This window comes from Arthrobacter rhombi (assembly GCF_039526245.1).
GTDB classification, from domain to species: domain Bacteria; phylum Actinomycetota; class Actinomycetes; order Actinomycetales; family Micrococcaceae; genus Arthrobacter_H; species Arthrobacter_H rhombi.
The window spans coordinates 191,299-217,838 of sequence record NZ_BAAAIV010000010.1; the positions used below are offsets into that span (position 1 = coordinate 191,299).

The 26,540-nt window shown below is 69.7% G+C and carries 21 protein-coding genes; 8 read left to right on the forward strand and 13 right to left on the reverse strand.

The genetic code is table 11. The features are described from left to right. Window positions 1-70 precede the first annotated feature (70 nt). The 4 genes from ABD088_RS09040 to ABD088_RS09055 form a co-directional block, all read right to left on the reverse strand. Entirely contained in the window at window positions 71-1,561 is a 1,491-nt protein-coding gene (locus ABD088_RS09040; protein WP_343901598.1) for a DUF5129 domain-containing protein, read from the reverse strand. 41 nt (window positions 1,562-1,602) lie between these two features. Further along, window positions 1,603-2,664 (reverse strand): L-glyceraldehyde 3-phosphate reductase, encoded by a 1,062-nt coding sequence (gene mgrA / locus ABD088_RS09045; protein WP_343901599.1) that lies wholly within the window; start codon window positions 2,662-2,664, stop codon window positions 1,603-1,605. 41 nt (window positions 2,665-2,705) lie between these two features. Next, window positions 2,706-3,791, reverse strand: coding sequence for an NAD(P)/FAD-dependent oxidoreductase (locus ABD088_RS09050; protein WP_343901600.1), 1,086 nt, complete (start codon window positions 3,789-3,791; stop codon window positions 2,706-2,708). 204 nt (window positions 3,792-3,995) lie between these two features. Then, window positions 3,996-4,166 carry a hypothetical protein gene (locus ABD088_RS09055; protein WP_343901601.1) on the reverse strand — a complete coding sequence of 57 codons (171 nt, stop codon included), beginning with the start codon at window positions 4,164-4,166 and terminating at the stop codon, window positions 3,996-3,998. Window positions 4,167-4,455: 289 nt separating this feature from the next. Between ABD088_RS09055 and ABD088_RS09060 the strand changes: the two genes are divergently transcribed. Continuing rightward, window positions 4,456-5,220, forward strand: a complete 765-nt coding sequence (locus ABD088_RS09060) for an alpha/beta fold hydrolase (RefSeq protein ID WP_343901602.1) — start codon at window positions 4,456-4,458, stop codon at window positions 5,218-5,220. A gap of 12 nt (window positions 5,221-5,232) precedes the next feature. Here the strand turns inward: ABD088_RS09060 and ABD088_RS09065 are convergent, their stop codons facing one another. The 5 genes from ABD088_RS09065 to ABD088_RS09085 form a co-directional block, all read right to left on the reverse strand. After that, entirely contained in the window at window positions 5,233-6,492 is a 1,260-nt protein-coding gene (locus ABD088_RS09065; RefSeq protein ID WP_343901603.1) for an acyl-CoA dehydrogenase family protein, read from the reverse strand. A gap of 123 nt (window positions 6,493-6,615) precedes the next feature. Beyond that, a complete protein-coding gene (locus tag ABD088_RS09070; RefSeq protein WP_343901604.1) occupies window positions 6,616-7,314 on the reverse strand; it encodes a TetR/AcrR family transcriptional regulator in 699 nt (232 codons plus the stop codon). Window positions 7,315-7,340: 26 nt separating this feature from the next. Next, on the reverse strand, window positions 7,341-8,867 hold the full coding sequence (locus ABD088_RS09075; protein WP_343901605.1) for a DHA2 family efflux MFS transporter permease subunit: 1,527 nt from the start codon (window positions 8,865-8,867) through the stop codon (window positions 7,341-7,343). A gap of 86 nt (window positions 8,868-8,953) precedes the next feature. Further along, window positions 8,954-9,931 (reverse strand): PhzF family phenazine biosynthesis protein, encoded by a 978-nt coding sequence (locus ABD088_RS09080; RefSeq protein WP_343901606.1) that lies wholly within the window; start codon window positions 9,929-9,931, stop codon window positions 8,954-8,956. Between the two features lie 79 nt (window positions 9,932-10,010). Further along, window positions 10,011-10,565, reverse strand: coding sequence for an AMIN-like domain-containing (lipo)protein (locus ABD088_RS09085; protein ID WP_343901607.1), 555 nt, complete (start codon window positions 10,563-10,565; stop codon window positions 10,011-10,013). Between the two features lie 302 nt (window positions 10,566-10,867). Between ABD088_RS09085 and ABD088_RS09090 the strand changes: the two genes are divergently transcribed. From ABD088_RS09090 to ABD088_RS09120, 7 genes are all read left to right on the forward strand, one after another. Beyond that, window positions 10,868-11,650: an ABC transporter ATP-binding protein gene (locus tag ABD088_RS09090; protein ID WP_343901608.1), complete on the forward strand. Its 783-nt coding sequence runs from the start codon at window positions 10,868-10,870 to the stop codon at window positions 11,648-11,650. After that, complete coding sequence (locus tag ABD088_RS09095) at window positions 11,647-12,963, forward strand: ABC transporter permease family protein (protein ID WP_343901609.1); 1,317 nt, start codon at window positions 11,647-11,649, stop codon at window positions 12,961-12,963. Before ABD088_RS09090 ends, ABD088_RS09095 begins: the two co-directional genes overlap by 4 nt. 214 nt (window positions 12,964-13,177) lie before the next feature. Beyond that, window positions 13,178-14,155, forward strand: coding sequence for a siderophore ABC transporter substrate-binding protein (locus ABD088_RS09100; protein WP_343901610.1), 978 nt, complete (start codon window positions 13,178-13,180; stop codon window positions 14,153-14,155). A 15-nt stretch (window positions 14,156-14,170) separates the two neighbouring features. Further along, complete coding sequence (locus tag ABD088_RS09105) at window positions 14,171-15,151, forward strand: ABC transporter permease (protein WP_343901611.1); 981 nt, start codon at window positions 14,171-14,173, stop codon at window positions 15,149-15,151. Further along, a complete protein-coding gene (locus ABD088_RS09110; RefSeq protein WP_372710931.1) occupies window positions 15,144-16,199 on the forward strand; it encodes an iron chelate uptake ABC transporter family permease subunit in 1,056 nt (351 codons plus the stop codon). The genes ABD088_RS09105 and ABD088_RS09110 overlap by 8 nt, the downstream gene beginning before the upstream one ends. Next, a complete protein-coding gene (locus tag ABD088_RS09115; protein WP_343901612.1) occupies window positions 16,196-16,951 on the forward strand; it encodes an iron ABC transporter ATP-binding protein in 756 nt (251 codons plus the stop codon). Before ABD088_RS09110 ends, ABD088_RS09115 begins: the two co-directional genes overlap by 4 nt. 369 nt (window positions 16,952-17,320) lie before the next feature. Beyond that, complete coding sequence (locus ABD088_RS09120; RefSeq protein WP_343901613.1) at window positions 17,321-18,805, forward strand: S8 family peptidase; 1,485 nt, start codon at window positions 17,321-17,323, stop codon at window positions 18,803-18,805. A 40-nt stretch (window positions 18,806-18,845) separates the two neighbouring features. On the opposite strand, the gene ABD088_RS09125 is transcribed toward ABD088_RS09120, so the two are convergent. Genes ABD088_RS09125 through ABD088_RS09140 form a run of 4 tightly spaced genes read right to left on the reverse strand, consistent with a single transcriptional unit; the run spans window position 18,846 to window position 26,458 of the window. Then, window positions 18,846-19,526 carry an ABC transporter ATP-binding protein gene (locus ABD088_RS09125; RefSeq protein ID WP_343901614.1) on the reverse strand — a complete coding sequence of 227 codons (681 nt, stop codon included), beginning with the start codon at window positions 19,524-19,526 and terminating at the stop codon, window positions 18,846-18,848. Continuing rightward, window positions 19,523-20,482 (reverse strand): ABC transporter ATP-binding protein, encoded by a 960-nt coding sequence (locus ABD088_RS09130; RefSeq protein ID WP_343901615.1) that lies wholly within the window; start codon window positions 20,480-20,482, stop codon window positions 19,523-19,525. Before ABD088_RS09130 ends, ABD088_RS09125 begins: the two co-directional genes overlap by 4 nt. A gap of 1 nt (window position 20,483) precedes the next feature. After that, complete coding sequence (locus ABD088_RS09135) at window positions 20,484-23,270, reverse strand: FtsX-like permease family protein (protein ID WP_343901616.1); 2,787 nt, start codon at window positions 23,268-23,270, stop codon at window positions 20,484-20,486. Further along, complete coding sequence (locus tag ABD088_RS09140) at window positions 23,267-26,458, reverse strand: FtsX-like permease family protein (protein ID WP_343901617.1); 3,192 nt, start codon at window positions 26,456-26,458, stop codon at window positions 23,267-23,269. The genes ABD088_RS09135 and ABD088_RS09140 overlap by 4 nt, the downstream gene beginning before the upstream one ends. Window positions 26,459-26,540 lie beyond the last annotated feature (82 nt).

Below are 26,540 nucleotides of genomic sequence, written 5' to 3' on the forward strand. Positions count from 1 at the left end.
TGTGAATCGGGTCACTGCATCTGCACATTTCGGCTCCTGCGCAACAGTGCAGGGGACCGGAACCGGGGGACTAGAAGCTCGAGGAACTTCCTGCCCCGGAGAAGCTGCCGCCGCTGCTGCCATACCCGGAGGACGACGAACTCTGCGCGCTGGCCACCGAGGCCTGGCCGGACGTGTAACCCGTGTTCATGGTGACGGCACTCCAGTAGTAGACCCCGGGGTAGGACGTCGTCAGGATGCTGGTCCGCCGGGCGCGTGGTCGGGTGGCTTCCGCCTGGGCTTGTTTGAGCTCCTCGCGCATGAGCTCTTCCTCTTCGGTGGAGGAGGCATGGGCGGCGATGGTCGCCTCGGCATGGGCCTGGAACAGTTCCGAGAGCCGTGCACGGGTGTCCCGGAGGGTATCGAGCGCCTCGTCGGGGGTCATGCTGGCGTCGGCCAGGGCGGCACGCCAGGATGGCAGGGTGGCCTGGATTTCATCGCGGAACGACACCAGTGCTGCTGCGGTGGGTTCGCTGGGGTCCGACTCGGCGGTCGTGAGCACCTCGTCGATGCCGTCGAGGTCCTCGCGCAGGTCGCGGGTCTGGTGCTCCCACGCCTCCTCCCAGTTCGAGTCGTGGTTCAGGAACGAGTTGGCATCGGCGATGACGTCGTCGAGCTTGTCCAGCGCGATCGCAGCCTCGGCGAAGTCCTCGGCCTGGGAGACTCCATCCGGCATGGAGCGGACCTTGGACGGCACGCCGTCGAGTTCGCGGCGTTGGCCGGTCAGCTCGGTGTACCGGGTGCGGAACTCGCGGTAACGCTCCAGGACCCGGGCGCCGTAGGTGGATTCGGTGGGGATGGTCCGGGCGTTGAGCTCGGTGACGTCCAGGTCCATCGTCACGTTGGCGTAGGCCTCATCTCCCTGGGCGAGGGCAGCGGCGAACTTGCGCCGGTTGTTGCGGTGGTAGATCAGGATGCCCACTCCCGCGGCGCCGATGCCCACCACGCCCAGCCCGCCGAGGACCAACGCCACCGGACTCAGGTACCACGGCCGGTTGATGATCCGGGCGCCGGTGTGGACCGCCTCGATGGCCCCATCCGTCCACTGGGCGTCGGCGAGCAGGTCCTTCGCCGAGTCCTGGATATCCGATTGGGCGTCCTGGCTGACCTTGCGGTCCTCGCCCATGTAGGTGCCGATATGCCGGCCGTCCGGGTCGATGCCCACGATGAAGAGCCCGTCGGCCCACTTCTGTCCGTCGGCGCTGAGCCACTCGGGGTGGTGTGCCCGGGCGTAGGCCAGGACCCGCTCGTTGAAGATGTCGTCCCGGGCTCCGCGTTGGGTGAAGACGACGACGGTGGTGGGGCTGCGGAAGCTGGTGTCCTCGATCGCCGGGACCAGCTTCGACTCATCGAGGATGCCCGCGGTGTCCTCGACGACGACGTCCTTCGGTGGTTCCGCCTGGGCGGGCGAGCCGATGCCCACCAGGGTGGCCACAGCCAGCGCGGCCGCCGCCAGAAGCCGGGCCAGGCGGACCCCCGTCGTCGATTCCCTGTCCTGGACAGTGGGCAGATCGGTGTTCACCCGGAGGCCTCCTCATCGGTGGTCGCGTTCGCCGCCTCCGCCTACGACTCGGAGAACCGGCGCCAGATATCCACGTTATCGGCACCCCGGGTGATTCCGTCAATCAATTCGAGTTCCTTCGCGCTGAACGCGGTGTTCTCCACTGCGGTCAGGTTCTCGTCCAGTTGCCGGGTCGAGGAGGCCCCGATGAGCACCGAAGTGACGCCTCCATCGCGCAGCAACCAGGCGATGGCCATCTGGGCCAGGGTCTGTCCACGCTGTTCGGCCAGCTTCGCCAGCTCGCGCACCGTGGACAGGTTCTCCTCGGTCAGCCCGGCCAACGAGGAGCGGCCGCCGGAGGGCGTCGCGTTCTTGTCGTCGAGGTACTTTCCGGTCAACAGGCCCTGCGCCAGCGGGGTGAACGCGATGGAGCCCATGCCCAGGTCGTCGAGGGTGTCCAGCAGCCCGTCTTCGACCCACCGGTTGAGCATCGAGTAGGAGGGCTGGTGGATGACCAGCGGGGTGCCGAGCTCGTCGGCGACCTTCTTTGCCGCCGCAGTGCGCTCGGGGGAGTAGGAGGAGATGCCCACGTAGAGCGCCTTGCCCTGGCGCACGAGCGTGTCCAGTGCGCCGATGGTTTCCTCGATGGGGGTCTCGGGATCGGGGCGGTGGGAGTAGAAGATGTCCACGTAGTCCAGCCCCAGGCGCTGCAGGGACTCCTCCGCCGAGGCGATCAGGTACTTGCGCGAGGCCCAGTTGCCGTACGGGCCGGGCCACATGTCATACCCGGCCTTGGAGGAGACGATCATTTCGTTGCGGTACGCCTTGAAGTCAGTGCGCAGCATCCGCCCGAAGTTCTCCTCGGCGGAGCCGGCGGGCGGACCGTAGTTGTTGGCCAGGTCGAAGTGCGTGATGCCGTGGTCGAACGCGTGGCGCAGGATCTCGCGCTGGGTGTCGAACGTCCGGTTGTCCCCGAAGTTCCACCACAGCCCCAGGCTCAACGGCGGCAGCAGCAGGCCCGAACGGCCGACCCTGCGGTAGCCCAGGGTGTCGTAGCGGTCCTCGGCGGCGGCGTAGGGGCGGTGGCCTTCGTAGGCGCGGTCAAAGCGGATGTCCTGGGCCAAAACGGTCTCCTCACGGGATGACGGGTGGGTTCAACCCCATGCTACGCGGTGGCGGCCAGCACGTCCCGGGCCAGCCGGTATCCCACCCACGGGCCCATGGTCAGCCCGGCCGGGCCGAACCCGACATTGGCCCACAGGCCCGGGGCCAGCTGGCGGGCGATCGGCAAGGCCTCCGGACTCATGGGGCGGATGCCCACCCGGGTCTCGATGACGGTGGCGTCGGCGAGGCCCGGGGCCAGGTCCAGCACGCCGTCGTACAGCTTGCGCTCTCCGGCCGCCGTGCGCCGCGGGTCGATGCCGGTGCCATCCTCACGGGTGGCCCCGAAGACCAGCCGGGATCCGCCGAAGGCCACCATGTAGACGTCGGTGAGCGGGTGCACGCTGGGCCAGTGGTCGGTGGTGTGTCCGTCGGCGCGCAGGTGCAGGATCTGCCCGCGCTGGGCCACGACGCCGGTAGCCAGGCCCAGCGGGGCGAGCACGGCATCGGTCCACGCGCCCGCGGCGACGACGATGGCATCGGGTGCCAGCGTCCTGCCGCCGACCTCGAGGTGTGCAGTGCCGCCCGGGGACCGGGCTGCGGTGAGCGAGGCGGTGTCCGCGATCAGCTCGGCGCCGTGGGCCTGGGCGCCGCGGATCAGTCCGGAGCGCAGGGAGCGGCCATCCACGCGGGCGGCGCCGCTGAGGTGCAGTCCGCGGAGGCCGGGGCGCAACGGCGGGAAGAGGCCGGCCGCCTCCTCGGCATCGACCCGGCGCAGGGTGCCGGCCACCGCCGAACCGGAGATCCGTGCGGAGATGCGCTCCGCCGTCGTGCGCAGGAGCTCGTCATCGTCGTGGACGATCAGCCCCCCGGTGACGCGGAAGTCGACATCGTCCACTCCCACGGCGGCCAGCTCCTCCAACAACTGCGGATAGTGTTCGGCTCCGGCGGCGTAGAGGTCGTAGAACGGGCCCTCGCTGCTGGTGGCCCACGGCATGATGATGCCCGCGCCTGCAGGGGTGGCGGCGCCGTCGGTCTCCGGATCGATGAGCGTGACGCGGGCGCCGGCGCGTGCTGCCGCGAAGGCGGTGGAGGCGCCGGCGACGCCGGATCCGATGACGGCGATATGTGGGGAGGTCGGTGCGGCCATGAGCCCAGACTACGGGGCGGCGGGGCGCGCGGCGGGGGATCGGTTAAAGGAGTGAAGCACCGGCCATAGCAGACAAGGAGGCGACAAACCGCTATAACCGGTGCTTCTGATCACTCGCACCTTTGAGAAGGTTCCTTCAGCCTAAACAGCGAAACTTGGAACCACCTGTGCGTCCCGTGTCAGCTCAATGGGAACTGCCGCGGGCTAGTAGTTCGACGGCGGATCGGAGGCGGGGAAGGACTCGTCTTCCCATTCGTCCACGCGCTCGTCGTCGTGATCGTGCTGGGCCTTCGCGGTCTTTGCCGCTGCCGCCTCGGCGCTCTCGGGTTCCGTGGCCGGTTCGCCGGTGGACGGGTCCTGGGGATTCTCGCTCATGGTGTGCTCCCTCGCTCATGCTCCTATTCCCCCAGTCTCGCCCCGAAGCTGCGGCATGTCGAGGGAAGGACCAGACGGCGGCTGCACTGCGCCTTAACGAGACGAGCACCGGCTGGATCGATAGTTGGGGGGAATCATCGATAAACCAGCCGGTGCTCTCATCACTCGCACCTCCATGAGGTACTTAAGAACAATAAACGCCAAAGCTTGGCGTTCGCTGAAAATGGCGGCAACACCAGGTGTGAATGCTGCGGAGCGCGGCCGGCACACTGCGGGATAATCTGAATCCATGGCCGAAGCGCACAACCCCCTGGACGGGACCACCATCTCCTACGACGTGACCGGGGAGGGCCCCGCCGTCGTCCTGCTGCACGGTTCGGCCCTTTCCCGGGCCATCTGGAGAGGCCTGGGCTATGTGAAGGCCCTGGAGGGATTCACCGTGGTGCGGATCGACCTGCGCGGGCACGGACGCAGCGGAAAACCGCATGACCCACACGCGTACGCGATGGACCTGCTGGTCGCCGATGTGCTGGCGGTGCTGGACGCCGAGAAGCTGGCCAGCGCCGCCGTGGTGGGGTATTCGTTCGGCTCACGTGTCGGGTTTTCCCTGGCGGCGAGGGCGCCCGGACGGGTGGAGAAGCTGGTCACCCTGGGCGGCACTTATCGGCCGCAAGCCGGCGAGGTCGCGAAGGTGTTCTTCGACGGTTACCTTGACGCCTTGCGCACCGGCGGGATGCAGGCCTTCGTGGACGGCCAGACGCTGGACCCGCAGACGAAGGCAGCGTTCATGGCCAACGAATCCGAGGCGCTGGTCGCCTACTTCGAGCGGACCGAGATCGAGCCCGGGCTCGACGAATCCGTGCTGCCCGACCTCGATCTGCCGGTGTTGCTGATGGCCGGGACCCGCGATACGGAGAGGTACCTGGACTCCCGCCGGGCCGCCGAGCTGCTGCCCGACGCCCGGTTCGTCCCGCTGCAGGGAAGGACCCACGGTTCGACGTTGTTCCCCGCGGACGAGGTGCTGGCCGGCATGCTCCCGTTCCTGCGCGGCTGAGCCGCGTGCCGGTTACTTGTTGAAGGCCGAGATCCCGGTGATGGAACGGCCGATGATCAGCGCCTGGACGGTCTCGGTGCCCTCGTAGGTGTGCACCGCCTCGATGTCCGCCAGGTGGCGTGCCACGCGGTTCTTGAGCAGGATGCCGTTTCCGCCCAGCAGGTCGCGGGCGTTGGAGGCGATTTGCCGGGCGGTGCGGGTGCAGGTGTATTTCGCCAGCGATGCCTGCACGGGGGAGAGCTCGCCCTTTTCCTCGCGGCGCGTCATCTGCATGACCATCAGCTGCATGGTGGCCAGTTCGGAGTGCATGCGGGCCAGCCGTTCCTGGACCACCTGGGCCGAGGACAGGGACCGGCCGAACTGGATGCGCTGGGACGCGTACTGCACCGCGCTTTCGTAACAGGCGGTGGCATGGCCGACGGCGGACCAGGCAACTCCGAGCCGGGTGGCAAAGAGGACCTTGCCGGTGTCCTTGAACGACTGGGCGCCGGGCATGACGTGGGAATCCGGGACGAAGACGTTTTCCATGCGGATGTGTGCCTGCCAGATGGCCCGGAGGCTCAGCTTCCCGGGGATGGTGGTGCCGGTGTAGCCATCCCATTCCTGCTGGACGATGAACCCGCGGATGTTGCCCTCGTCGTCCCGGGCCCAGACGACGGTGATGCCGCCGGTGGAGCCGTTGCCGATCCACTTCTTTTCGCCGTTGAGGACGTAGCCGCCCTCGACGCGGGTGGCGCGGGTTTCCAGCGACACCGAGTCCGAACCGTGGGTGGGCTCGGTCAGCGCGAAGGCCCCGAGGACTTCGGCACGCGCCATTTTCGGAACCCACTCGGCGATCTGTTCGGGGGAGCCGCAGTAGGCGATGGAGCGCAGCGCGAGTCCGGCCTGGACGGCGCCGATGGTCCCCACCGAGCCGTCGGCCCGGGACAGTTCCATGTTGACCAGGCCGGCGGCCAGGGTGCTCATGGCCGGGTAGCCCTCGACGTCGATGCCGTCGCGCAGCAGGTCGAGGTCGCCGAGCCGGGTGGCCAGCTGGAAGGGATAGTCGGCGCGGTCCCAGTAGTCGTCGATGATCGGGCGGACCTCGTCGAGGCCGAAGCGGCGGGCACGGTCCCAGTACGCGCGGTCTTCCGCGGGGATGTTGTCCTCGCCGAACAGGCCTGCCGGGTCCACGTCGACCTCGCCCCAGAGCTCGTATTCGGGCTCGACGACGCCCAGCGGGAATTCGGCCAGGGGGGAGTCTGCGGCGGTGCTCGTCTCGGATGTGCTCACGGGGGTGTCCTTCGGCTCGACGTGGCCGGGCGCACGGCGCCTACGGTCCGGGGTTTTCGTTTCCCCCAGCATCGCTGAAACTGCGGTTCACGTCAAGACACTGAGTTTCAGGCAGTGGTGGAATCAGCGGGGGGATGTCCCGGCGTCGAGGGCTTGCCGGACGGCCTCGATGACCTCGCCCGTGTTGGCTCCGGATGCGGCGACGGCCACGACCACCCGGCCACCGCGGTCCGCCTCGGGCGCCGTTTCCGTCCCCTCGATCCGCGGCAGGAACAGGTCGGCCAGCTGCGCCAGTTCAGTGGCCAGGCGTCCGCGCAGGGTGCTGTCCCGGCCGGAGAGCCAGCTGCGCAGGAAGGCGTTGTGCACCGCGACGACGGCCGCCGCGTAGGCGATGACGCCCAGCTGGCGGCTCTCCAGCGCCGGCTCGATCCCGAGGGCCGTGCGGATCCCGGCCCGGAAGGCCCGTTCGTAGCGGTGGGTGCTGACCAGTTCGCGGTCGCGCAGCGAAGGGACCTCGTGCAGGAGGGCGAAGCGCAGTTCGGAGGCCTCGGGGCGTGAGGTGTGGTGGTCGAAGACCGTGAGCGCCGCCGCGCTGACCCGTTCCGCGATGCCGCGATCGGGCACCGCGAGCTGCCGCTGGACCGCGGTGATCACGGCGTCCATGTCGGAGAAGACCATGTCCTCCTTGGTGCCGTAGCGCCGGAAGAAGGTGCTGCGGCTCATGCCCAGGACGTGCGCCAGCTGGTCCACGCTGGTCGTGTCGAAGCCCCGCTCCACGAGCAGTCGCAGGGCAGGTTCGGGCACGGTCAGGGTCTGGTCCATGCCGGTGAATCTAACACGGGGCAGGCTCAGTCGCGGCTCTCGGCGACGGCGACCGGGCGCCGGAAGAACAGGCAGACGACGGCGGCGAAGATGGCGACCAGGCCTGGCAACAGCAGCGATTGGCCCAGTGCCGTGGAGAACGCGCCGTGCAGGAACTCGGGGATCGCCTGGCCCATGGTGGCCTCCGAACCGGCGCCGGCGGTGGCCGCACCTTGGCCGGACGGCATGCCGGCGAGCACCGCGGTGGATTCGATGCTGATCCGGGCCTCCATCAGGAACGCGATCAGGGCGGAACCGAGCACCGCACCGACCTGGCGGGTGGTGTTGTAGACGCCGGAACCGGCGCCTGCGTCGGCCTGGCCCAGATCGCGCGTGGCAGTCAGCGAGACGGAGGGCCAGATGCCGGCACTGCCGATGCCCATCACCACGGGCGGCAGCAGCAGGACCCAGAGCGGCACATCGGGGGTGAGCAGCAGGCCGTAGGCGACGATCCCGCCACCGAAGAGCAGGAACCCGGGGACCGCCAGGACCTTCGGATCGATCTTGTTGGTCATCTTCCCGGCGAAGGGTGCCAGCACGCCGGAGACCACGGCCATCGGGGCGATCATCAGGGCCGACATCGTGGGCGTCATGCCGCGCACCGACTGCAGGTACAGGATCATCGGGAAGCTCATCGCGGTGATGGCCAGGCCCATCGCGGTGATCGCGACGTTGGCCAGGGAGAAGTTCAGGTTGCGGAAAAGGCCCAGCGGGAGCAGTGGTTCGCGCCGGTTGAAGTGCTGCCAGAGCACGAAGCCCGCCAGCACGATGACCCCGACGATGATCAGTGACCAGACGGTGACCGGTCCGGCGACGACGCCCCAGTCATACGTGTTGGCCTCCTGGATGCCGAAGACGATCAGGAACATGGCCACGGCGGAGAGCACCACGCCCAGCCAGTCGAAGCTGCGGCTGTGCCGGGGCAGTTGCGGGACCTTGACCCACACCCGCCACAGCGCGATCAGGCCCACGGGGATGTTGACGAAGAAGATCCATTCCCAGCCCAGGGTGTCCACCAGCACGCCGCCGACGATCGGCCCGGCCAGGGTTGCGACGCCGGCGACGGCGCCCCAGACGCCCATCGCCGCGCCGCGACGCTGGGCCGGGAACATGCGGGTGATGAACGTCATCGTCTGCGGGGTCATCATCGCGGCGCCGAGCCCCTGGACCACGCGGGCGGCAATGAGCATGCCGATGCTCGGGGACAGCCCACACCACAGCGACGACGCGGTGAACAGGGCCAGGCCGATCAGGTACAGGTTCTTCGGCCCGAACCGGTCGCCGAGCCGGCCGGTGACCAGCAGCGGGACGGCGAAGGCGAGCAGGTAGGCGCTGTTGACCCAGATGACCCCGTTGATTCCGGTGTCCAGCCCGCGCATGATCGCCGGCATGGCGGTGGAAACGATCGTGGAGTCCACCAGGATCATGAAGAACCCGATCACCAGGGCCCACAAGGCGGTCCAGGCGGCGCGGTCGTCCGGGGCGGTTTTCGGGGAGGTCTGTGCGTTGGTCACCGATAGAGACTACTCCGCGTCGGGCGGCTTGGGACCCCCGGAAACCGGTGATCTGCCCGACACCCGGACCGGCCGCGGTGCGGTGTTCAGGCGGTGCGGACCGTGCCCTCGACACAGGTGATGACCTGCCCCGATACCCAGATGCCGCCGTCGTGCTCGGAGAGCCCGACCTGTCCGGCCCGTCCCAGCCGGGTCCCCTGGCGCACGGTGTACGACGACGGGGCGAGGCCGGCCGGGATCATCCACTGGGCGATGCCCGCGTTCAGGCTCCCGGTCACGGGGTCCTCGGGCAGGCCCTCGCCGGGGCAGAAGGCGCGGACCTCGAAGTCGGCGGGCACCCCGGAGACCGCCGATTCGAAGGCCGCGGCGTCGTCAGCGGGGCGCAGCGGCTCCAGTTCGGCGCGGGTGCCCTGGGGGCGGTGTTCGTTGCGGCGGGAGTACGGGACGGCGTCCACCCCGGGGACCAGATGCGGGCCGATCACCCCGATCTCCAGCCCCTCCAGGGCGCCGAAATCGGGTTCCAGTGCCAGCACGGCGTCCGCGTCGCGCAGCACGAGCACCGCCCACTGCGGTCCGTTGGCCACCCACTGGTGGTCCAGCACGTCGTCGGCGGACAGGCCCAACCCGGAGATCGCCCAGGCCAGGACATCGTCCTCCAGCGGCCCGGTGCGCTGCAGGGGAGGGGCACGGAAGGAGAGCCGGCTCCCGGCGTCCTCGTCCCGGTCCTCGGTGCGGACCTCGACGAGTCCTGCCGCGCACTCCTGGACGATGACCCCGGGGCGGTGGGGCCGGCCGCCTGCCTCCAGCCAGGCATGTGCGGTGCCCAGGGTCGGGTGCCCGGCGAAGGGCAGCTCGGTGGTGGTGGTGAAGATCCGCACCCGGTAGTCGGCAGTCGGGTCGGTGGGCGGGAGCACGAACGTGGTCTCCGCCAGGTTGGTCCAGTTGGCGAAGCGCAGCATGTCAGCCTCCGTGAGCCCGTCGGCATCGAGGACAACGGCAAGGGCATTGCCCAGATACGGTGTCGAGGTGAAGACGTCGACCTGGCGGAAGGGGCTGGGGCTCATGGCGCCATCGTGGCACACCGGACCCGGCGGGGGTGGCCCCCGCCGGGTTCATGACGTGATGTTTACCCCTGCGCCGGCATCACCACCGGTGCGCGACGTCGATGACCAGGCGTGAACCGGTCCCCGGGCCGTCCAGGATGAAGGTGCGGAACGGCAGCCGGGCGCGCACGCCGAGCCCGAACGAGGTCTGGCCCTCGAAGCTGCCCAGATAGGCCACCTGCCGGAAGGTCCGGTAGCCGGAGACGTCCACCGCACGGGTGCGGCTGGACGGACGGTAGGTTGCGGTGCCCGACGAGTTGTATGCCGGGGCGCGGACGATGACCTGCAGGTCCGCCGCTCCGGAGAGCGGGACGTGCTTGCCCTGCCCCTCGGTGTAGACGGCGCCGACGTAGCGGACGTCGTAGCCGCGGACCTTGCCGCGCAGGTCGATGACCAGGCGGTCGTAGCAGGTCTGCTGTCCGGCGCGCGCGTTGGTGATCTGCGCGGAGGACATCGTGGAATGGGAATCGGCGGTCGATCCCCAGGTGATGCCGCAATACGGCGACGCGGGTGCAGCGGCCGCTGGTGCTGCAGGGGCCAGCCCCAACCCCGCGATCAGCAGGGCGCTGGCAAGACCCGCTTTCAGTGTCTTCATGCTTCGTTCACTCCCAAGGATGGTGCGTTGGCTGATGCCTCATGATGCGCCGTGATGTCCCCGAGGGAAAGGGGTTAATCACGTTGGTGCATAAAGGTGATGAAGGGGCGGCTTCAGGCCGCTGCGGCGTCGATTGGGGCAGCGCAATGGTGGAGGAATGGACACGGATTGCGCACCCGTGCCGCCCGGGGTCACGAACCCGTTCCGGCGCCCCGGGGTCATCCCCCGGTAGGAGGCCGCGCCGCACAATTCAGCTCCTCGGTGGATCCGCAGCCCCACGGCCCGACGGAACACTGGAAGGCATGGAACACAACACCTCGCACCCGCACTCACCCCACCCGCTCCATCCCGCGGCCGGCGGCCCCGCCCCGGTCCTGTCCGCCCGCGACCTGACCCGGGCGTTCGGCAGCACCATCGCGCTGGACCGGCTGGGCCTGGACATCCCGGCCGGCGGATCGCTGGCCATCATGGGGCCCTCGGGCTCCGGCAAGTCCACCCTGCTGCACACCCTGGCCGGCATCGAACGCCCCGACTCCGGCTCGGTGCTCTTCCAGGACCCGTCGGCATCGACCGGTCCCGTGGAGATCGCGGCCCTGGGCGAATCCGCCCGCTCCCGCCTGCGCCGCGGAAGCTTCGGCTTCGTCTTCCAATCGGGCCTGCTCATCCCCGAACTCACGGCCATCGAGAACGTGGCCATGGCGCTGATGATCAACGGGATCCCGCGCTCGGCCGCCCTGCCGCGCGCCGCCGAATGGCTGGGCGCGCTCGGCCTGGCCGGGATGGAGGAGCGGCGGATCGGCCAACTCTCCGGCGGGCAGGCCCAGCGGGTGGCCATCGCCCGCGCCCAGGTCACCGGCGCCACCGTCACCTTCGCGGACGAACCCACCGGGGCACTGGATTCGGCGACCTCCGCCGAGGTGCTCGACGTCCTCGTCGACGCCACCGTCGGCCGCGGCAACACCCTGGTCATGGTCACCCACGACCCGCAGGTCGCCGCCCGCTGCCACCGGGTCATCCACCTGCTCGACGGGCGGATCCAGCACGACGCCGGTGTCCCCACCTCCGGGACGGGAGCCCGGTCATGAAGGCCTTCTCCCTCGCCTGGCTGCTGGGCCGGCCCACCCGCGGGCGCCTGGCACCGCAAGTGCTCACCGTCACCGCCTACGTCCTGACCACCGCGCTGCTGCTCCTGGTCGCCGCCGGCGGCCTGTCCTTCCGGGCCGTGCAGGACGAGCTCACCGGCATGTACCTGATCCTCGCGGGCATCGCCGTGGTGCTGCTGGTGGTGCCCCTGGCCGTCCTCGGCGGTGCCGCGGCCCGCCTGTCCGCCCGCTCCCACGACGAGCGACTTGCCACCGTGCGGTTGCTCGGCGGCACCCCGGCGCTCGCCGGGGCCGTGACCGTGATCGACTCCGCCGCACTGGCCCTGCTCGGTGCCGTCGGCGGCGTGGTGGTGTACCTGGCCTCGGCGCCGCTGGTCGGTTTGCTGCACTTCCGCGGCCGGGCCATCGGATCCGACATGTTCATGGCGCCGGGGATCGTGGCAGCCCTGGCGGCAGCCGTGGTGCTGATCGGGATCATCTCGGCGGTGGCCGGACTGCGCCGGCTGAACGTCTCGCCGCTGGGGGTGCGTACCCGGGCCGTCGCGCCCGGTGCCCGCTGGATCCGCGCGCTGGTCGCCGGCATCGTGGTGGTCGCTGCGTTCACCGCACTGCAGCAGCTCGGCACCATCCGCGACCTGGCCGTCATGATCGCCGTGGTGCTCGGGGCCTTTGCCGCGGTCCTCGCCGTATTGAACGTCGTAGGGCCATGGGTGGTCCGCCGGTTGGCGGTCCGCTCGCTGCGCAAGGCCGAGAGCCCCGAACGGCTGCTTGCCGCCCGCATGATCCTCGAATCCCCGCAGGCGGCGTGGCGGCAGGTCTCGGGAGTGGCGATGACCAGTTTCGTGGCCGTTTTCGGCGGCTCGGGTGCTGCCATGATGCGCGCCTCCGGTGGCGGAGGAGCCAGCGCGCAGGACCTGGCGCTCATCGATGACGTCCTGACAGGGGTGCTGGTGACGATCGTCGCCTCGTTCATCGGAGTGTGCTGCTCGGCAGTCATCAACCAAAGCGCGCTGACCCTGGACCGGCGGGACCTCTACGGGAACCTGAGCCGGCTGGGCATGGACCCGGCCACCATGGACAGCGCCCGGGTGCGTTCGGTGATGGGCCCGCTGGTCTGGGTGTCGCTGGGGTCGGCCATCGTTGCCGCCGTCATGATGTTCCCGCTCGTGGGCATCGCGATGATCGTGTCGCCGGTGACCATCCTCGTGGTCGCGGTGACGATGATCGCCGGGGTCCTGGTGGTGCGTGGTGCGCTCACGCTCGCCGGCTCGCGCACCGTCCTGCGGGCCGCCTAGGGGCAATCGGGGGCGGGGAATCCGGGCGGGACATCGGCGGCAGGCCGGTGTCCCGCCGCGGTGGTGCACAGATGTGAGTTGTTTAATCAACTTATGGTGACGTGACATGAATAACACCAGCATCGATGTTCGTTATTCATGTAGGGCAGGCTAAGTTAACAGTGGACTCCTACCCGCCCGGCCCACTGGCCGTCATCACTCGTAAGGAACAAAGATGTCCTCCATCAAACTGCGCCTCGGCGTCCTGCTGGGAGCATCCGCCCTGGCCCTCACCGCCTGCGGCGGCACCTCGGCGGCCTCCACCGACTCGGCCGGCGAATCGACCACCATTGAAGTCCAGGACAACAACGGCGCCCAGACCGTGAAGAACCCTCCGGCCTCCGTGGTGGCGACCGACAACCGGACGTTCCAGACGCTCGCGGACTGGGGTGTGGAACTGTCGGCCGGTGCCGTGGCCCTGATGCCCGACACCATCGCCTATACGAAGGATGATTCGATCATCGACCTGGGCAGCCACCGCGAACCGGACCTGGAATCCGTGGTCGCCGCCGAACCCGACCTGATCGTCAACGGGCAGCGTTTCGCCCAATTCCACGACGACTTCGCCAAACTGGCGCCCGAGGCCACCGTCCTGGAACTGGACCCGCGCGACGGACAGCCCCTGGACGCCGAGTTGAAGCGCCAGACCACCGTCCTGGGCGAGGTCTTCGGCAAGCAGGCCGAGGCCCGGCAGCTCAATGACGAGCTGGATGCTGCGGTCGCCCGCGTGAAGAAGGCCTACGACAAGAACGAGAAGGTCATGGCCGTGATCACCTCCGGTGGCGACATCGGCTACGCGGCCCCGGGGAACGGGCGGACGCTCGGACCGGTCTTCGACATCCTGGGACTGGCACCTGCCCTCGAGGTGGAGGACTCCAGCGAGGACCACCAGGGTGACGACATCTCGGTCGAGGCCATCGCGAAGTCGAACCCGGACTGGATCCTGGCCATGGACCGCGACGCTGCCGTCGCCTCCGACGACGCCTCCTACCAGCCCGCCAACGAACTGCTGGCCGGATCCGCAGCATTGAAGAACGTCCCCGCGGTGAAGAACCAGCACATCGTCTACATGCCCGCCGACACCTACACCAACGAGGGCATCCAGACCTACACCAAGTTCTTCAACTCCTTCGCCGACGCCCTCGAAGGCTAGGGGCGATCCAGCACGATGACCACCACGGCACAGCGCGCCGCCTCCAAGGGCAGGCTCTTCGAACCACGACTGCTCATCGGCGTCGCCGTCGTCGGTGCCCTGCTGGCCTTCTCCCTGTTCACCGGCGTCTACGACATCTTCGGCGGTGAACTGGGCGGGGAGATGTTCGGCATCACGCGCATCCCCCGCACCATCGCCCTGGTGCTGGCCGGGGCCGCCATGGCCATGTCCGGCCTGGTGATGCAGTTGCTGACGCAGAACCGGTTCGTGGAACCCACGACGACGGGAACCACGGAGTGGGCCGGGCTGGGCCTGCTGGCGGTCATGATCGTGGACCCCGGAGCCAGCATCACCGTGAAGATGATCGGTGCCGTGGTGGCAGCGTTCATCGGCACGATGGTCTTCTTCGGCTTCCTGCGCCGGGTCTCGCTGAAGGAATCGCTGACGGTCCCCATCGTCGGCATCATGCTCGGCGCCGTCGTCGGGGCCATCTCCACCTTCATCGCCTTGCAGACCGACATGCTCCAGAGCCTCGGGATCTGGTTCGCCGGCAGCTTCACCTCGGTATTGAAGGGCCAATACGAAGTCCTGTGGATCGTCGCGGTGGTGGGCGTCGTCGTCTTCCTGGTGGCCGACCGGTTCACCGTCGCGGGGCTCGGCGAGGAAGTGGCCACCAACGTCGGGCTGAACTACCACCAGGTCATCCTGCTGGGCACCGGGCTGATCGCGATCGCCACCGGAATCGTCACCGTCGTGGTCGGCAACCTGCCGTTCCTGGGCCTGATCGTGCCGAACATCGTCTCGATGTTCCGCGGCGACGACCTGCGCGGCAACCTGCCCTGGGTCTGCCTGCTGGGGATCGGGATCGTCACCGTCTGCGACCTGGTGGGACGCATCATCATCATGCCCTTCGAGGTTCCCGTCTCGCTGATCCTGGGAGTGGTCGGGGCCGTCGTCTTCATCGGACTCCTCCTGAGGCAGCGCCGTCGTGCCTAGGACCCTGACGCCCACGCGGGCCATCCCCACCCTGCCGCGCTCCACGCCGCGCGGCTCCGGCCCCCTGCCCACCGCCCGCTCGCGCCGTCGCTACCGGATCGTGCTGGCGGTCCTCATCGTCCTGGCCGCCGGCTTCGGCTGGGGGCTGCTGGCCTGGGACAACCCCATGCCGCCGGGCACCCCGGGTTTCTGGCGGATCGCCGAATTGCGGGGCACCAGCGTTGTCGTGATGCTCGTGGTCGCCTTCTGCCAGGCCATGGCCACGGTCAGCTTCCAGACGGTGACGAACAACCGGATCATCACCCCCTCGATCATGGGCTTCGAGTCCCTCTATGTCGCAGTGCAGACCGCTGCCGTGTTCTTCCTCGGGGCCGCCGGCATCACTGCGGTCCAGGGCATCCCGCAGTTCATCCTCCAGGTGCTGGTCATGGTCGGGCTGTCGGTGGCGCTGTACGGGTGGCTGCTCTCGGGAAAGTACGGGAACCTGCAGGTCATGCTGCTGATCGGCATCATCGTCGGCGGCGGGCTCGGTTCCGTGTCCACCTTCATGCAGCGGCTGCTCTCCCCGAGCGAATTCGACGTCCTCACCGCCCGCCTCTTCGGCTCGATCTCCAATGCGGAGGCCTCCTACCTGCCGATCGCCATCCCGGTGTGCCTGGTCGCCGGCGGGCTGCTGTGGACGAGGTCCCAGCGGCTGGATGTGATGGCCCTGGGCCGGGACACCACCACGAACCTCGGGCTGAACCATCGCGCCGAGCTCATGCGCAGCCTGCTCCTGGTGTCCGTGCTCATGGCCATCTCGACCGCCCTGGTCGGCCCGATGACCTTCCTGGGATTCCTCGTCGCCACGCTGGCCTACCAGCTGGCCGACACCCATGACCACCGGTACGTCTTCCCGGTGGCAGTGCTCACCGGGTTCGTCGTCCTGGCGGGCGCGTACTTCATCATGAAGAACGTCTTCTACGCCCAGGGGGTCGTCTCGATCATCATCGAGGTCATCGGCGGCTCGCTCTTCCTGTACTTCATCCTGAGAAAGGGCCGCCTGTGATCACCCTGAACGACGTCCGCAAGAGCTATGGCGACGAGGTCGAGATCGGACCGGTCACCCTCGAGATCCCGACCGGCGGCATCACCGCCCTGGTGGGGCCCAACGGTGCTGGCAAGTCGACACTGCTGACCATGATCGGGCGGCTGCTCGGCATCGACGAAGGTGCCATCGAGGTCGCCGGGTACGACGTGGCGAGTACCGCCTCGAAGGATCTGGCCAAGATCGTTTCCATCCTGCGCCAGGAGAACCACTTCACCGCGCGGCTGACGGTGCGCCAACTCGTCGGGTTCGGCCGATTCCCCCATTCGCGCGGGCGCCTGACCACCGTCGACGAAGAGGCCATCTCCCGCTCCATCGACTTCCTGGATCTGGGCGACCTGGAGAACCGCTACCTCGACCAGCTCTCGGGCGGCCAACGGCAGCGCGCCTACGTGGCCATGGTGCTGGCCCAGGACACCGAACACGTCCTGCTGGACGAACCGCTGAACAACCTGGACATGAGGCACTCGGTCCAGATGATGCAGCACCTGCGCCGGGCCGCCGAGGAGCTGGGCCGCACCATCGTGCTGGTCATCCACGACATCAACTTCGCCGGCCACTACGCGGACCACATCTGCGCGGTCAAGGACGGGAAGGTCGTCGAATTCGGCACCCCCGGGCAGATCATGACCGACGACGTGCTCAGCCGGGTCTTCGACACCCCGGTGCAGGTCATTGACGGCCCCCACGGACCGCTGGCCGTCTACTACTGATCCTGTCGCTCCGGGAGGGGTTGCGCCTCGGGGGACGACCGTTTCCGCTCGACGGGCCCCTCCAGATGATCACCACGTGCGGTCCGCCCCAAAATTCCGGGATCTTTAGTCAGGCATTCGCGTAAACCACCCCCTGGCGTGCGGGACCCGTCGTGGCCCGGCTTCCCGGCTGCCTCCGGAAACTCCACTGTCCTGTGACAATGCGTTCTCTTGTGGACTGTAAAGACAAGCTTCAACATTTCGATATTCAACATTGAACAAGTCTTTCAAAACTAGTCAACACATGCTTAGTATCCCTAGCGTGACCCGGTTCGGCCCGCAATGGAGCGGTCGGACGATTTCGGGAAAAACCGACGCAAGGAGTGCACCATGGGTGTTAAACGCCCCAAACTGACCCGCGCCATGACCCTGACGACCGCGGCATTCGTGGGAACCTGTTCGCTGGTGGGAGGGCTCGGCGTGCTGCCGGCCACCGCCTCGGCCCCCACCACGCTGCCCATCACCTCGGACGCCGTCCCCGTCTCCCAGCAGGCGGCCCAGCCCGCCACCGTCGATGTCAGCGGTGTGGAAACCGGAACGACGTACGACCAGTTCATCGTCACCTACAAGGACTCCGCCCGGACCGCAACGAAGCAGTCCCGCGTGCAGTCCCTTGCCCCCGCAGCACAGGATGCGGGGGTGGGCATGAAGGAGCTGCGCGCGACGGCCACCGGAGCCCACGTCGTGAAGGCCGATGCGAAGATGACGGCGAAGGCAGCCAAGCAGTTCATGGTCGACGCAGCGCGCACCGGGACGATCTCCTCGATCGAACCCGATGTGCGCATGACGCTGTCGGCACTCACGCCCAATGACTCGCGCTATGGCGAACAGTGGGACTTCACCGGCTCCACCGGCATGCGCACCCCCAGTGCCTGGAACTACTCGACCGGCAGCGGTTCCGTCGTGGCGGTCCTGGATACCGGGATCACCAGCCACTCCGACCTGAACGCGAACGTCCTGCCCGGCTACGACTTCGTGTCCGACTCCACCGCCGCCCGTGACGGCAACGGCCGCGACGCCAACGCCGCCGACCAGGGGGACTGGTCCGCTGCCGGAGAGTGCGGTTCCAGCCAGGCCAGCAACTCCTCCTGGCACGGCACCCACGTCGCCGGAACCATCGCCGCGGTGACCGGCAACGGCAAGGGCGTCGCCGGTGTCGCACCGAACGCCAAGGTGGTCCCCGTGCGGGTCCTGGCCAAATGTGGCGGGATGCTCTCCGACATCGCCGACGCCATCGTCTGGGCCTCGGGCGGAACGGTGCCGGGCATCCCGGCGAACCCGAACCCGGCAGACGCGATCAACATGTCCCTCGGTGGCGGCGGGGCCTGCGGCACCACCTACCAGAACGCCATCAACTCCGCCGTCTCCCGCGGAACCTCGGTGGTGGTCGCCGCCGGCAACGAGCAGCAGAACGCCTCCAATTCACGTCCGGCCAACTGCAACAACGTGATCGCCGTGGCGGCCAGCGACAAATCGGGTGGCATGTCCTGGTACTCCAACTACGGTTCCCTGGTTGATGTCACCGCACCCGGTGGTGACACGTCCACCACCGGAGGCGGCATCCTCTCCACGCTGAACTCCGGCCGGACGACCCCGGGCGCCGAGGCCTATGCCGAGTACCAGGGCACCTCGATGGCCACCCCGCACGTCGCGGGAGTCGTGGCGCTCATGCGCTCGCAGAACCCGTCGATGAGCCCGAGTGCTGTCGAGTCGGCGCTGAAGTCCGGCACGCGTGCGCTGCCGGGCGGCTGCTCGCTCGGGTGCGGCGCGGGCCTGGTCGATGCCGGAAAGGTGCTGGCCAACGTCGGCGGCTGATACGCCTCCGCCAGCTCGGTAGCGCACTGGCCGGAACACCTCAGGGTGTTCCGGCCAGTGCTCCGTCATGGAGGTGGAGGACACGGTCTGCACGGTCGGCCAGCTGCGGGTCGTGGGTGGTCACGATGACGGCCACACCCTGCGTCTCGGTCAGGCCGCGCAACAGGTCCATGACCGATGCCGCGGTGAGGGCGTCCAATTGGCCTGTCGGCTCGTCGGCGATCAGCAGCTGTGGCTCGTTGGCCAGGGCGCGGGCGATGCCCACGCGTTGCTGTTGCCCACCGGAGAGTTCCCCGGGGCGCTGATCCCGGTGGGCGGTGAGACCGACCAGTTCCAGGAGTTCGGCCACGCGCTCCTCGCGGACGTCGGCGGCGGTGCCCACAATCCGCAAGGGCACCTCGACGTTCTCCGCAGCCGTGAGCATCGGCAGCAGTCCAAACCCCTGGAACACGAAACCCAGGTGCCGTTGGCGCAGTTCCACACGCTCCGCCTCCTGCATGGCAGTCAGTTCGCGGTCCCCGATCCACACCTGTCCGGCATCGGGACGGTCCAGGCCGCCCAGGCAATTGAGCAGGGTCGTCTTCCCCGACCCCGACCTGCCGCGGATGACCAGCAGCTCCCCGGAGGCGACCCGCAGATCGATGCCCGCACAGGCGTGCACCGCCGTCTTGCCCCGGCCGTAGGTCTTGTCGATTCCGAGGGCCCGTAATGCGTCGGTCATGGTGTCTCCTGCCCGGTGCCTGCATGGCGGCCGTGCCGTGGTGGGGGCGGCGGTGGGGTGGTGGTCGCGTCGCCGGGGCGGACGGTGACCTGGTCGGGGTGCAGGGCCAGCCTGACCCGGTCACGGAGCCCCAGGGCCGAGACGTAGTCGGAGGGCAGTTGCATGCGCCCGGCGTGGTCCAGCACGGCGAACTCCTCGGCGGTGCGCGTGGTGACCCCGGCCGCTGAGACGCTGGTGCTGCGCAGGACCTCGGTGGAACAGCGGCCGTCGCGGATCTCCACGGTGCGCTGGACATGTTCGGCCACCGCCGGATCGTGCGTCACGATCAGCGTGGTGATGCCCAGTTCGCGGTTGACCTGGCGCAGGGCCTCGAGGACATCGGAGCTGGTTTCCTCGTCGAGCTCGCCGGTGGGCTCATCGGCCAGCACCACCTGCGGGGCGTTGGTGATAGCCACCGCGATGGCCACGCGCTGTTGTTCGCCGCCCGAGAGCTCGGTGGGTCGGCGATCGGCGCAGTGGGCGACGTCGAGCAGGTCCAGCAGCTCGAGGGCACGCCGGTGGGAGGCATCGCCGCCGGCCACGGTGGCCGGGAACGCGACGTTCTGGGCTGCCGTCAGGTACGGCAGCAGGTTCCGGGAGGTCTGCTGCCAGACGAAGCCGGTGGTCTTCCGGCGGAACGCCAACCGTTCCCTGCGGCCCATGGTCGTCAGGTCGTGCCCGGCCAACCGGGCCGAGCCCGCCGTGGGCCGGTCCTGGCCGGCCAGAATGGACAGCAGCGTGGACTTCCCCGAGCCGGACGCGCCGACCAGCGCGGTCAACTCGCCGCGTTCGAGCCGCAGGCTCAGACCCTGCAGCGCCTGCACCTCGACGGACGCGTGCGCGTAGATCCGCACGAGCTCCTGGCACAGGATGTCAGGCTCCCGCGGGGGAGTGAGAGGGGCGGTCGGGGCGGTCATGTCAATCACCAATCCTCAAGAGGGTGGAAGGCCGCTGGCGCCGGGCCAGCAGGCCCGCGACGACAACGGAACACAGGACGACGGCGAGCAACCCGCCGAAGAGCAGGGTGAGCAGGGCAGGGTCCGGCACGACCACCGGCGGCGCAGGACCTCCGGTGAACGGGCGCAGGTCGACGGCGGCTGTCAGCAGGTACGGCAACGCCACTCCCAGCGGTATGCCGCCCAGGGCCGCGGCGGCGAGCAGCGGGCCGAGCTCCCACACCAGCAGCTTGACGTCCTCGCGGGCCGGGAACCCCAGGGTGCGCAGCAGGCCCAAGAGGCGGTTGCGGGCCGGGGCGTTCCCGGCCGCCACCAGCAGGATGGCCAGGGCCGAAAGCACAGCCGAGACGGCCACCAGGACCACCAATGCGGCGGCCAGGCCCGCAGTGGTGGGGGCAGCGCGCCATGTCGCCGCCTGCTCCCCGGGGTTGGCCACGGTCAACGAACCAGCGTTCTGGAGCGGGGGCAGCGAGGCGATGTCGGCGCCGACCCCCGCTGCATCGGCCCCGTCGTCGAGGTGAACCAGCACGGTCTGCGGCTCCAGGCCGGACGCCCCGGCATGTTCCAGCTGCTGGCGGTCGGCCAGGATCCACCGGTCATCGGCGGTCAACCCCGTGGTATCCGGAGCCACCGCGGTCACCGTGATCCGGGTGCCACCGGCGACATCGGCGTCGACGGTATCGCCCACCGACAGCCCCAGGGAGGTCGAGGCGACCACCGGGACCGCATCCTTGACGGGGGTATCCAGCCGGGCCACGGAGGCGGGATCCACGGCGCCCGGATACCCTGCCTGCGCTCGACCCAGCTGCCGGCTGTCGGCGGAGATCAACCGGACGCTGAGCTGCCGGGAGCCGGCCTGCACATCGACCCGTCGGGCGCCGTTGATGGCCGCGGCCGCCGACACCCCGGGGACGTCGGCGATGGCCGCCATCTGGTCGGCGGTGAATCCGGCGCCGTCCACGCGCAGGTCGGCGCCGACGGTGGTGCGCGCCGTGGACTCGATGCCGTGGTCGAGCGTGGAGAGGGTGATGGCCGAGAACGTCGCCATCGACAGGCCGATCAACAAGGCCAGGACCGGAATCATCCCTCCGGCGGGGGCGCGGTGGGCGCGCGCCGGGCCGAGGAAGCCCGTGAGCCCGGGCCGTTTCTGCCGGATACGGACCAGGGCGGCCAGCGGAAGGGGGAAGATGCGCAGCACCAGGACGCAGATCAGCAGGGCCAGCAGCAGGGGTGTGACGGTCAACAGCGGGGCCAGCGCCGGACCCAGCTGGCCGCCGTCGGTGCTCACCAGCAGCCAGCAGGCCACCGCGGTGGCGGCCAGGATGAACAGTTCGGTGGCCAGACGCAGTTGCCGTGCCATCCGGGTCGCCGGCCGGGCCGGGGCCCCGCCGGTCCGGTCCGTCCAGGGCATCAGGCCCAGGACCGCTGCCGGGGCGAGCCCCAGCAGCAGGGGCAGCAGCCAGCTGGCGATGTCCAGCGGCCCGGGCACCATGACAGCTGCCGCCCCGACGCCCACGGCTGCGGCGGGAAGCCCCAGCGCCAGCCCTTCCCCCGCGAGCCGGCTGCGCAGTTGAAGCGGTGAGGCGCCCCGGGCCGTGGCCAGCGCCAGCGTCGGGCGCCGCCGCTCCACCACGATGCGCCCGGCCAGCACGAGCGTGGCCAGGGCGATGCCGAGCGGTCCGGCGACCATCATGGTCATGATCTGCCGGGCGGCATCGGTGCGTTCGAGCACCTCGGTGATCTTCTGCGGCGCAGCGGTCTCGAAGCGGGCCGAAACCGTGTTGGGGAAGGGGCCGGAGAACTCGGGGACCTCGAAGGCCCGCTCGCTGCCGGCAAAGAGTGCCAACTGGTCCGCCAGCCGGGGCGCGGTGGCGGCCGTCAGGCCGGAGAGCTCCAACGGATACCAGATGTGCGTCCTGATCCCGTTGTAGAGCAGCGCCGGTGTCCTCTGGGCTGCGGGGTCCACGAGGACCTGGGCAGAGATCGTGGTTCCGTGCTCGGGCTCGAAACCGAGGGAGGGGGTGGCCGCTTCGGGATTCATGGCCCAGTAGTCGGACGAGGAATCGGACGGCTCGAAGATCCCCGTGGGGACCAGCAGGAACTTCGTGGGGGCGTCGCCGCGGAGCAGATGCGTTTGCCCCAGGCTCCAGCCGGCCTTCTCGGAGAGCTCCCGGGAGATCAGCACCGGGATCCTGGCCGTGTCCACCTCCCCCTGGGAGACCTGGTCCAGCAGCGAGGGATCTGCGGGTTCCGGGGCCTTGCCCCGAACGATGTCCAGGTGCCCGGCGGCGAACGGGTCGGCGGTCAGCGAGACTTCCATGGTGCCGATGCCCGGGGGAGGGTCGGTCACCGTTCCCGGCCGGGAGGTGGTGCGGAAGCGGGCCGGACCCAGCAGATCGGACAGGGGAGGGCCCGCCTCCGCGGCGCTCCGGTCGGCTGCCGCGGCGAAAAGCCCATACAGATCCCCCATTTTTCCTGGCAGGGCCACGTCCTGGCCCTCCGGCGCGGGTCCGGTGGGCATCCAGTCGAGGGAGACCGCTTGGGGGTTGCGGACCCCCGCGGACAGCGAGGAGAGCTCCTGGCGCAGTTCCGCCGTCGTACTCGATGCCGTCAGGCGTGGCCACAACGCCAACAACAGGGAAGCCAGCAGGACGATCGCCGCCAGCATCACGGTCCCGGGGGTCAGCCGGTGGAATTGGTGCCGCAGCAGCCGCGGCAGTCGATAGGTGAGGGGGGCTCCGCGCATCATCCGGCCCCCCGCCCGGTGGTGTGGGCGGCGCGCAGGCGGCCACCGCGCGCCGAGAGCCAACCGGCGCCGGCGCCCAGGCCCAGGTGCGCCAGGATCGCGAGGGCCACGACTCCGGGCACCACCAGCGGCAGGGACAGGACCTCGGGGACCCCCTGGACGACGGCCCGGACCATGGGTTCGTCCGTGAGTGCCACCGCAGCCAGCCCGACGCCGGTGCCTCCGATGGCGGCCAGGGCACCGAGGAGCGTCATTTCCAGGATCCTGGCCCGCTGCTGGACCACTGCTGGGAGGCCAAGTGCCGAGAGCAGCGCCACCTCCCTCCGGCGGTTCCGGGCCATCGCCAGCACGTGCGCCGCCAGGGCGATGGCCGCCACGGCGAAGGTCCCGAGCGCCGTGAGCCACAGGACGATCGTGGCCGGGGCGACGAAACGCGCAGCGGTCTCATCCACCGCGGAGCCCAGCTGGTCTCCGGGCGCCAGCAGGGGTGTGGCGGCAGCCGCCACGGCCGAGGGGTCCTCGGTGTCGATCAGCAGCTGGTTGGGCCGGTGGATGGGGCCGGGCAGATGCAGTTCGGCGCGTTCCAGCGCCGGGAGTTCCACCAGCACGGCCAGCGGGTCGGTGGCCCCGGGGACCACCTCGACGGTTCCGGCCACCCGGATCTGCACGTTGATCCCGCCGGACTCGATGCCCAGGACATCGCCGACGGTGCGCCCCAGCTGGTCCAACAGCGTTTCGGTAACCACTGCGGGCACCGGTCCGGGCGCCGAAGCGGGCCGGTCCACCAGCCGGACGGATACATCCTGGCCGTCGGTGGCGGGGACGGTGAAGCCCGACGGGTCGGTGGGATCGGGGGAGAACGGCGACTGCTCGCCCGGTCGTAGTTCCCCCACCTGGCCGGCAGTGCCCTCGGTGGGGTGGGGCAGCAGGCCCAGTTCGGCGGCGGACGGCACGTCGAGTCGCTGCCCGTCGGCCATCAGGCCGGTCAGCTCGACGTGGGTGTCGTCGGGGGAGGCCGGGGCCACCCGCAGGTCGAGGGCGGCGATGGCGGGGGAGGCCATGCCCTCCGGCAGGTCGAAACCCAGGGAAACCTGCCGCCAACCGGAGCGGTGGCCACGCTCGGTGGTCCTGGACTCCAGGGGGACCAGGCGCCCGTCGCTGCCGGTGATCCAGGCGGTCGCGTCGATCGGATCCCGGGCCGCCGTGGCGCCGCCGCCGGAGGGTTCCGGGCCGATGGCCAGTTCAAGGGTTGCCGTGTGGGTTCCGGCAGGCAGGCCGACTGCCGGTGTGGGGGAGGTGGGGTGCAGCGCCGCGGCCAGGGCGGGGGCGTCGGCGGAGGGCAGGGCGTCCAGGGCACTGGCCGTCGCCCGCGGGTCGAGGGCCTGCAGGGATCCGCTTTCCTGGCCGAAGCGGGTCGGCAGGGAGAGGGCGCGGGTGGCCGAGCTGACGTGGGGAAGTGCGGCGTAGGGTGCGGGGTCCGGCAGGTCCTGCGGCCCATCGAGCAAGGAGGAACCGGCCACGTTGATCCTCAGGGGTGCCGCGTTGGCCAGCAGGCCGCTGGTCCGGGTGGCCGCCGCAAACGTCGAGCCGTAGGACATCGCCACCACCGATGCCGCGAGGGAGACGGTGATCAGGAAGACCGGCAGGACCAGGGCCAGGGGGTCCCGGGCCAACCCGGTGAACGTCGAAGACACCAGGAACCCCGGACGACGGCGCGTCGCGGAGGCCAAGCCCCGGCACATCAGGGCGGCCGCGAGCACCGTGACCCCTCCCAGCGACAGGACGAGCAGGGCCGTTGCCCACGCGGCAAACGGATTGACCCGGGTGGCGCCGTCGGCCATCCGGAGCAGCGGACTGCCGGAGGCCAGTAATTGCCAGAGGCAGAAGGCGGCGACGCACAGGGCGAAGGCCAGGGTGATCACCGACAACGCCGACGCATTGCGGCCGCCGAGGCGTTCCGTGCGCCGCGCCCGGTCCAGCCGGAGCACTTCGGCCCGGGCCGCCTGCAGTCCCAGTGCCCCCGCGCCCGCCAGGCATCCGAGGACCATGACGGCCGGGACGGCCCACGTGCCCGCGAGCACCGCCGGTGCCAACGGAACCCCCGAGGAGCTGGTGCCGTCGAGCCAGCGGAGCAGCGCCGGTACCGTGGCCACGGCGACGGCCCACCCGGCCGCCGCGGCCAGCAATGCCAGCAGACCGGTTTCGAGCGCGTTGGACCGGGCCAGCTGCCATCCGGAGACCCCGCGCGAGAGCAGCAGGCTGGTCTCGCGGCCCCGCGAACTGGCCAGCAGGCGCAGCAGCTGGACCAGTGCCACGACCCCGACGGCGGCCAGCGGGACCAGCGCAGTCGGCAGCATCGCAGCGGGCGCCTGGGTGCCCTGGCCCGCAGTGCGCAAGGCAGCGGCCAGGTCGCCGGAGCCGACGACCCCCGAGTTGTTAATGCGGGAGTCCTGGACCATCGCCGGCACCAGCGCATCGACACCATCGCCCAACCGGCCCAGATCGGCAGCGCCGATGTGCTCGGGGTTGGCCGTCAGCGTCCAGACGAGTTGGCGTTCGGGGAACGTCGAGGTGAGCTCCCGCGCGGACAGGGCAGCCAGTACGGGTGGCGTGGTGGATCCACTCGGTGCGTCGGGAGCCAGCAGGGCCGCCCCGGTGGTGGTGGGGTCCACGATGGCCCGGACGGGCAGACGCAGTTCACCGCCGGGCCCGGTGACCACCAGATCGTCGCCGACGCCGAGGTGCCAGGCATCCGCCGTCGTGCTGGTGATGGCCACCCCGGGGTCGTGATCCGCGGGGAAGGTGCCTTCGCGGACCGGAAGCCGGTCCGGCGCACCATCGAAGGACGTGAACTGGACGCTGGCGCCGGCCGAAGCACCCCGGACCGGGTAGATGCCGCTGCGCTGCGAAACGGTGGCGTCCAGGGTCCCGGAGAGTCCCCTCCGCTGCAGCAGGGCGCTGGCCGCGGCCTGCTGGGCTGCGGGATCCGCCGAGGCAGTGGTGTGGACGCGGTACAGGAGCGGCTGGGCGTGCACCGGAAGGAGGGTGGAGCGCAGGGCCTGGACGCTGGCCAACTGGCTGTAGGCCGTTGCGCTGGCCAGGATTGCGGTCAAGGCGAAGATCGTCACGCCGAGCAGGGCCAGCAGGCGCGACCGTGAGGCAGCCCTCTTGCGTGCTGGCGTGGCCCCCACGTGCCGTCCTGACCTGAAGTGATCCTTTGATGATTACTTCAGGTCAGCCTAAGGTGTGATCCGGCTCACCGCCACCGGGGGC

Bases quoted from the DNA above. Each gene is read 5' to 3' on its own strand.
- ABD088_RS09060 (WP_343901602.1), top strand. From the start codon at position 4,456: ATGGCCGAAGCGCACAACCCCCTGGACGGGACCACCATCTCCTACGAC.
- ABD088_RS09105 (WP_343901611.1), top strand. From the start codon at position 14,171: ATGACCACCACGGCACAGCGCGCCGCCTCCAAGGGCAGGCTCTTCGAA.
- ABD088_RS09090 (WP_343901608.1), top strand. From the start codon at position 10,868: ATGGAACACAACACCTCGCACCCGCACTCACCCCACCCGCTCCATCCC.
- ABD088_RS09070 (WP_343901604.1), bottom strand. From the start codon at position 7,314: ATGGACCAGACCCTGACCGTGCCCGAACCTGCCCTGCGACTGCTCGTG.
- ABD088_RS09120 (WP_343901613.1), top strand. From the start codon at position 17,321: ATGGGTGTTAAACGCCCCAAACTGACCCGCGCCATGACCCTGACGACC.
- ABD088_RS09095 (WP_343901609.1), top strand. From the start codon at position 11,647: ATGAAGGCCTTCTCCCTCGCCTGGCTGCTGGGCCGGCCCACCCGCGGG.
- ABD088_RS09085 (WP_343901607.1), bottom strand. From the start codon at position 10,565: ATGAAGACACTGAAAGCGGGTCTTGCCAGCGCCCTGCTGATCGCGGGG.
- ABD088_RS09125 (WP_343901614.1), bottom strand. From the start codon at position 19,526: ATGACCGACGCATTACGGGCCCTCGGAATCGACAAGACCTACGGCCGG.
- ABD088_RS09135 (WP_343901616.1), bottom strand. From the start codon at position 23,270: ATGATGCGCGGAGCCCCCCTCACCTATCGACTGCCGCGGCTGCTGCGG.
- ABD088_RS09100 (WP_343901610.1), top strand. From the start codon at position 13,178: ATGTCCTCCATCAAACTGCGCCTCGGCGTCCTGCTGGGAGCATCCGCC.
- ABD088_RS09130 (WP_343901615.1), bottom strand. From the start codon at position 20,482: ATGACCGCCCCGACCGCCCCTCTCACTCCCCCGCGGGAGCCTGACATC.
- ABD088_RS09055 (WP_343901601.1), bottom strand. From the start codon at position 4,166: ATGAGCGAGAATCCCCAGGACCCGTCCACCGGCGAACCGGCCACGGAA.
- ABD088_RS09080 (WP_343901606.1), bottom strand. From the start codon at position 9,931: ATGAGCCCCAGCCCCTTCCGCCAGGTCGACGTCTTCACCTCGACACCG.
- ABD088_RS09050 (WP_343901600.1), bottom strand. From the start codon at position 3,791: ATGGCCGCACCGACCTCCCCACATATCGCCGTCATCGGATCCGGCGTC.